Here is a 6,145-nt window from a genome sequence, read left to right as displayed (position 1 = left end):
GTGAATGTTAAACTTAAGGACATTGATACTTGGGCTGCCAAGAACATGTCCACAAACTGGGTTACAGAACGAACCAAAATATTCAGAAAAACTATCTGAATTTGGAACCGTTAACTGGACACCCTATCAATTTACGTATAATTTACGGTAATTCGCGTTCCCAAAAAAAACATCTATGAAGTTTATAATGTTCATTTATTTAAAAACATCAACTATGAAAGTAAATTGGAAGCAAATCGCGCTTTACATCCTGCGCATCGTTGAGTTGGTCATCACAGGCGCCGCTGGCGGTGCCATGACCCAGATCTAACCTCTTTTTGTCTTGGTCAGGAATCATCTGGAATAAACCAGGAATAATCAAAAATAAATATTTCTGAAAAATTCCTGTATATTCCTGGACATTCCTGACCACAAAACAAAAAAAATTATGTTTATGCGAAAAATCACCCTTATTATCGTTCATTGCTCCGCCAACAAGGCAGGCAGCAAATTGCGGATGGCAGACATCGACCGTTACCACCGAACCCTCGGTTGGACAGGCTGCGGCTATCACTACGTCATCCCCATCGACGGCACCATCGAGCCCGCCCGTCCAGAAGACCTCCCCGGAGCCCATTGTCGCAGTCACAACTCCCACTCTATCGGCATCTGCTACATCGGCGGTCTTGCAGCCGACGGCCGCACCCCTGAGGATACACGCACGAAAGCCCAGAAGAGTGCCCTTCGTCATCTGTTGGAGTCCCTCCACAAGAGCTATCCGAAAGCGTTGATTGTAGGCCATAGCGACTTAGATCCCAAGAAGCCCCATTGTCCCGGCTTTGACGTAGTATCGGAGTACCGCGACCTCCAGCCCCCCATCTAATCCCTCTCTGAAAAGTCCAAGGATTCCGCCTCCGCCCAAACCTTGGGCTTCATCAATAATCAGTAATCCTTTAATCTTCCCCTTTTAATCTTTAATTTATCTTCCCCTTTTAAAATCTTTAATTTTTTAATCTTTAATTTTTTAATTTATTTTTTCTTCCTCCATAAGAGATGATAAACCCTAAACATCGGTTCCCACATAGCTTCTTCTGGATAGCTGCTTACGAGTCTCATCACTCGCTTCAGCTTCCATAGTCCATGCTTAACCATTCCTCCATTCTTAAATTCCTTTCCCCTTTCATCATATTGCCCAAAATTTCCTCCTTTCATAATCTCCTCCAACAATTTCCTTCCTTCCTTCTCATTCGGCTCACAAATCATCCAAGGCGCAAATGACGAAATGCATTCTTCATTCTTCATTCTACATTCTTCATTTTCAAACACTTCATGGAGTACATACATCACCGCAGAAGCAAACTTCCCCATCCCGAAAGACCGTATCACCGCCATCACCTCCTGAGCAGACATAACAGCCGTCCCCAGCCCCTCACTCCACATCCCTTGCGACTGCAAGTCCTTGCACTCCATCACATCGTTATGCCATACCTTCAGCGCAAAGTAATAATCCATGAGTTGGCGCAAGCCAAGCCCCTCATCAAAGTAATGAGAGAACAGATGACACATCTGATATACCACATTCACCGATGCAGTAGGTACAGAGAATCCCATGTGAGTCTTGTGTTTCATACATACATCAGCATGGTCAATAAACCATCGCTGCATCCTCCAGTTCCTCTGAGGCGAATGAGCATAGCATGGACGGAAATGCACCTCCACCTCCGTTCCATCTATCTTTGGAGCTTCGATATGATGATACCGAATAACAGGGCTTACGTTGCTCACCGCCAACCGATGCTGCATCCTAACATACTCAATCACCGCTTTATGACCATGATACTCCACATACTCTGCCTTATCTTTTGCCGTTTGCACAGCAATGGGAATACCATTTTTGCAAACTGTCCAAACGTCTATATCACCGCATTGCCTCCTTTTTCGCAGATGCTCTGGATAGTTCAGAAGATTACCTTGCCCTTTAAGAATACAAGTCGAAAGCCCGTCATGTTCATACTTCCTCGCCAATTTCGCACATTGCTCATTAAGCAAAGCATTCCGCGTCTCAATCTGCAAAGCCAATGCCATCCACTGCATCCTGAGCGCAGCAGGACATGTCACGCCTTGCGTATGTAGTTTCTCCACTGCAGTGAAGCCAACACCAATCATTGCTTGCTTCTTACAGAAATCAAAAAGCCGTAGCCAGTCAGCATCTGATATACCCACCGACAACGACTTCCTGTTTCCTAGAGCAATCTGTATAAATTCAAAAAAGATGTTCATCTATATAATATGTAATTCATAGCATTAAAACCTTAAAGGATAGATTTTTTTATGTCCAAGCACAATAAAACCGCATGAACTTACGTTGTTTTTTATAACTCAAAATTGAACATGTATAGAATGAATATATTGAAGATAATAAAGAATTGGATAAACAAGGCGGTTGCTTTCATCGTACTAATGGTTATAGGAAATGATTTCAGGAATAAGGACGATGACAACAGCGACTGCTTAGATTCCTTTTAATGCCAGCACTTGTTCAATAACAGGTGCCATGTCATAGTATCTATATTGAGCAAGGCGACCGCCAAAGATAACATTCTTTTCTCTGGCTGCCAACTCTCGGTATTTCTCTGCCAATGTGTTGTTCTTGTTATCATTAACAGGGTAATAAGGTTCCATGCCTTCCTTGTATTCTGTCGAATATTCCTCGCTGACTACTGTTTTTGGACAGTCATACACTTCTTGACCAAACATTTCGAAATGCTTGTGTTCTATGACACGGGTGAATGGCTCATTATGTGAAGTGTAGTTTACGACTGCATTTCCCTGATAGTTTGGAGTGTTCTCTATTCGAGTCTTAAAGGTGACAGTACGCCAATCAAGTTTCCCAAACTTAAAATCATAGTATTCATCTATCGCTCCAGTGTAAACCAGATTTTTATAGTTGATAGAAGGGAATTCGGCATCAAATGGATCGATAGTAAAAGAACCATCATCTTCCAATCGTTGCACACTTCGCAGTTTGAAGTAATCGACATTAGTAACTGTATCAATACCATCCAACAAACCATCAATCAATTTATTATAACCACCGATAGGAATACCTTGGTATCTGTCATTGAAGTAGTTGTTATCAAACACCATGCGCACAGGCAGACGTTTTATGATGAATGCAGGTAATTCAGTGCACTTTCTTCCCCATTGCTTTTCAGTATATTCTTTGATAAGGGTAAAAAATATGTCTTTGCCTACCAATGTCAACGCCTGTTCTTCAAGATTTTGAGGTTCCTTTCCATTCAGTGATGCTATAGCTTCTGCTTTTTGTTCATCAATCTTAGCCTGTGCCTCTGCAGGCGTTCGCACTCCCCACATCTGTGCAAAGGTATTCATGTTGAAAGGCAGGTTATAGAGCTTACCCTTATAATTGGCAACTGGACAGTTTGTATATCTATTAAACTCAACAATAGAATTCACGAAATCCCAAACTTCTTTATTGTTTGTGTGGAATATGTGTGCTCCATATTTATGAACATTGATACCTTCAATAGACTCGCAATAAACATTGCCGCCTAAATAAGGCCTTTTGTCAATAACTAAGCATCTTTTGCCAGCTTTCTTTGCTCTATATGCGAAAGTAGCTCCAAAGAGTCCACTCCCTACAATCAGATAATCATATCTTTCCATCTCTTATTTGTCATATTTGCCGTCAATGGCATCATTATAAAATTCTACATAGTCTTTTTTCATTCTCTCCGTATTATAGTGATTAAATACATCCTTCTTGCCTTGTTCAGCTAAATTTGAAGGGAATTTCACCATAGCCTCCTTAATCCTCTTTGCATAGTCTTCAGCTTTATCGCATATAAAGCCATTGACACCATCCTTGATGACACTCTTGTTCCCCATAGTGTTACTTACCAAACACAATTTGCCAATATACATGTTCTCAATCAAACTCATGGCGATGGCTTCACCTAAAGAACAAAGCACGTAAATCTGCGCCCCTTTTCCCATAGCAATGGCCTCGTGTCTCGGCTTCCATCCTGTCACTTCAATGTTTGGAGCGGTCAGTTGGTGCTGCAACTCGCCTGTTCCTATCCACACAAACCTTGCTTCAGGAACAAGCTCTGCTATTCTATTGAACAAGTCTGGTTGTTTCTGCGTACATAGTCTTCCCATTCCATATACCGTAAACTTATCGGTAGGCTCAGGTTGAACAGGGTCTATTGTTTTATGCAAATCATCCAGATTGACACCTGTTTCCACGTATGCAGTGCGCTTTGTCAATGTCTTTGCAACCTCATCTTCACTTTCACAACAAGTCAGAGTAATGCAATTGCGTCGTCCCAATATCTCTTCAAACAGTTTATACATTCTACATTTCCTGTCTGTCGGTTTTCCCATCAAGATATGCGCATATCCATGAGGAGTATAAACCAACTTGTAGTCCTTACATGTTTTGAAAGCCAGGCGGCCGATACCACCGGCTACAGAAGAATGAAGATGAATAATATCAGGCTTGACCTCTTTTTGAATCGTCCTCAATTCCTTTATCACCTTCATGTCTTTTATTGGATTAAGAATGCTGCCGCCAAAGTTCTTCACTTCTATCATGTGCACCCTTTTGTCCATGGCCTCCATGTAGTTCTTTGGAGTTTGAGGACGCAAAGCATAAGCCATATACACTTCAAAATCATCGCACATGTCGTTACACAGTTGCGATACGTATGCGAATACACCTCCACCAAAGGCTTCACATACAATTAATAGTTTTTTCTTACTAGTATTCATATGCTATTTTGTTATTGCAAAAATGCGTTTCATAACCCTTATTCCTAAATATGAAATAAGACATCCTACCCTTGTTTTAAGCCTTGCTTTTCCATCCCAAATGACACTCCATCTATTTTCAGTGACATATTTCCAAAGTTCTTGCCTCTTTTCATAATCAAGTGGCATTTTCATAATGAAGTGCAATGCCAAGCTTGCTTTCTTGCATCTTAAAGCAGACTTAATCTTGTCCGTAATTTCGGGATGAGTTTCCATCATATGGATTACTTCCAGACCTTGATCCAATTTGTTCGGAGTAAAATCCTGTCTTTCTATACTACCTTCTCTTACTCTGTAATAGTACAACTGCTCATTACTGATGGCAACTTTATCACATTCAGCCAATAACCTGAATGTGGTAGGATTATCCTCAAACAAATACCCTTTTGGGTATCTTATACCTGAATCAAACAGAGACCTGTGATATAATTTATTCCAAGCAGACGTGTCCAATTTCGTTTGATAGAACATTGCTGCTATTGCATCCATACCATTCAATACTTCTACCTTTGGATTTACAATCTTGGCTGCTGGCATGCTACCATCAATAAAAGAAACTGGTTGAACCACACTACATTTACATCCATTGTCATTAGCTATTGTTACAAGACGTTCTATATAGTTAGGCGCAACCATATCATCACTATCAACAAATGTAATCCACTCACCACTTGCAATATCAATGGCAACATTCCTTGCATCACTAAGCCCACCATTGCTCTTATGAATGACTTTTATACGAGCATCCTTTGATGCATATTCATCACAAATGTCTCCACATCTGTCGGGAGAACCATCATCTACTAAAATGATTTCCAAATTTTTATAAGATTGTGACAACAAACTGTCGATACAATGTGATAAATAATTTTCAACATTATAGCAAGGCACAATAAGAGAAATTAAAGGTATATTCATATTTTCTTAATTATTCTTGCAGGTATACCCCCCACTATTGTATTATCAGGTATATCTTTGGTTACCACGGCATTAGCGCCAATTATCACATTACTACCGATTTTGACAGAGCCGACTATTTTGACCCCTATCCCGAGAGTAACATTGTCTCCTATAATAACAGGTTCCTCATCGTATTTTATATACTTATTTGCAAATACGCAACCAGGCCTCATGGTAAAGTTTTTCCCTATGCGACAGCGTTTCTGTGTATTTATCATGTCACCTGTATGATATATAATGAACCCCGGTCCCACAGTATTCAATTCAATCGAATACTTCAACTTAAAACCTAATCTTTTTAATAAGAATATATTATATAGGAACAATAGCTTCTTCCCTGTATTATAATAATATTCAGTATATCTAAGACGTC

6 protein-coding genes are annotated in these 6,145 nt (G+C 40.3%); 1 reads left to right on the top strand and 5 read right to left on the bottom strand.

The genetic code is table 11. The features are described from left to right. The first annotated feature begins 433 nt into the window (after nucleotides 1–433). The gene (locus CIK98_RS08095; protein ID WP_094383743.1) at nucleotides 434–862 is read left to right on the top strand and encodes an N-acetylmuramoyl-L-alanine amidase; all 429 of its coding nucleotides are present in this window, start codon (nucleotides 434–436) and stop codon (nucleotides 860–862) included. 146 nt (nucleotides 863–1,008) lie between these two features. Here the strand turns inward: CIK98_RS08095 and CIK98_RS08090 are convergent, their stop codons facing one another. The 5 genes from CIK98_RS08090 to CIK98_RS08070 all read right to left on the bottom strand — a co-directional run. Beyond that, complete coding sequence (locus tag CIK98_RS08090) at nucleotides 1,009–2,259, bottom strand: nucleotidyltransferase family protein (RefSeq protein WP_094383742.1); 1,251 nt, start codon at nucleotides 2,257–2,259, stop codon at nucleotides 1,009–1,011. A 231-nt stretch (nucleotides 2,260–2,490) separates the two neighbouring features. Beyond that, on the bottom strand, nucleotides 2,491–3,666 hold the full coding sequence (glf, locus tag CIK98_RS08085; RefSeq protein WP_094383741.1) for a UDP-galactopyranose mutase: 1,176 nt from the start codon (nucleotides 3,664–3,666) through the stop codon (nucleotides 2,491–2,493). 3 nt (nucleotides 3,667–3,669) lie between these two features. After that, the gene (locus tag CIK98_RS08080) at nucleotides 3,670–4,773 is read right to left on the bottom strand and encodes a glycosyltransferase (RefSeq protein ID WP_094383740.1); all 1,104 of its coding nucleotides are present in this window, start codon (nucleotides 4,771–4,773) and stop codon (nucleotides 3,670–3,672) included. 3 nt (nucleotides 4,774–4,776) lie between these two features. Beyond that, the gene (locus CIK98_RS08075) at nucleotides 4,777–5,730 is read right to left on the bottom strand and encodes a glycosyltransferase (RefSeq protein ID WP_094383739.1); all 954 of its coding nucleotides are present in this window, start codon (nucleotides 5,728–5,730) and stop codon (nucleotides 4,777–4,779) included. Then, the coding region (locus CIK98_RS08070) for a DapH/DapD/GlmU-related protein (protein WP_141210470.1) at nucleotides 5,727–6,145 on the bottom strand (419 nt) is incomplete at its 5' end. The genes CIK98_RS08070 and CIK98_RS08075, both read right to left, overlap by 4 nt.

Source organism: Prevotella sp. P2-180, from assembly GCF_002251435.1.
Lineage (GTDB): Bacteria > Bacteroidota > Bacteroidia > Bacteroidales > Bacteroidaceae > Prevotella.
This window is presented reverse-complemented; position numbering and strand designations above follow the sequence as displayed.

Coding starts and splice junctions, on each gene's coding strand:
- CIK98_RS08095 (WP_094383743.1), top strand. CDS start 434: ATGCGAAAAATCACCCTTATTATCGTTCATTGCTCCGCCAACAAGGCA.
- CIK98_RS08090 (WP_094383742.1), bottom strand. CDS start 2,259: ATGAACATCTTTTTTGAATTTATACAGATTGCTCTAGGAAACAGGAAG.
- glf (WP_094383741.1), bottom strand. CDS start 3,666: ATGGAAAGATATGATTATCTGATTGTAGGGAGTGGACTCTTTGGAGCT.
- CIK98_RS08080 (WP_094383740.1), bottom strand. CDS start 4,773: ATGAATACTAGTAAGAAAAAACTATTAATTGTATGTGAAGCCTTTGGT.
- CIK98_RS08075 (WP_094383739.1), bottom strand. CDS start 5,730: ATGAATATACCTTTAATTTCTCTTATTGTGCCTTGCTATAATGTTGAA.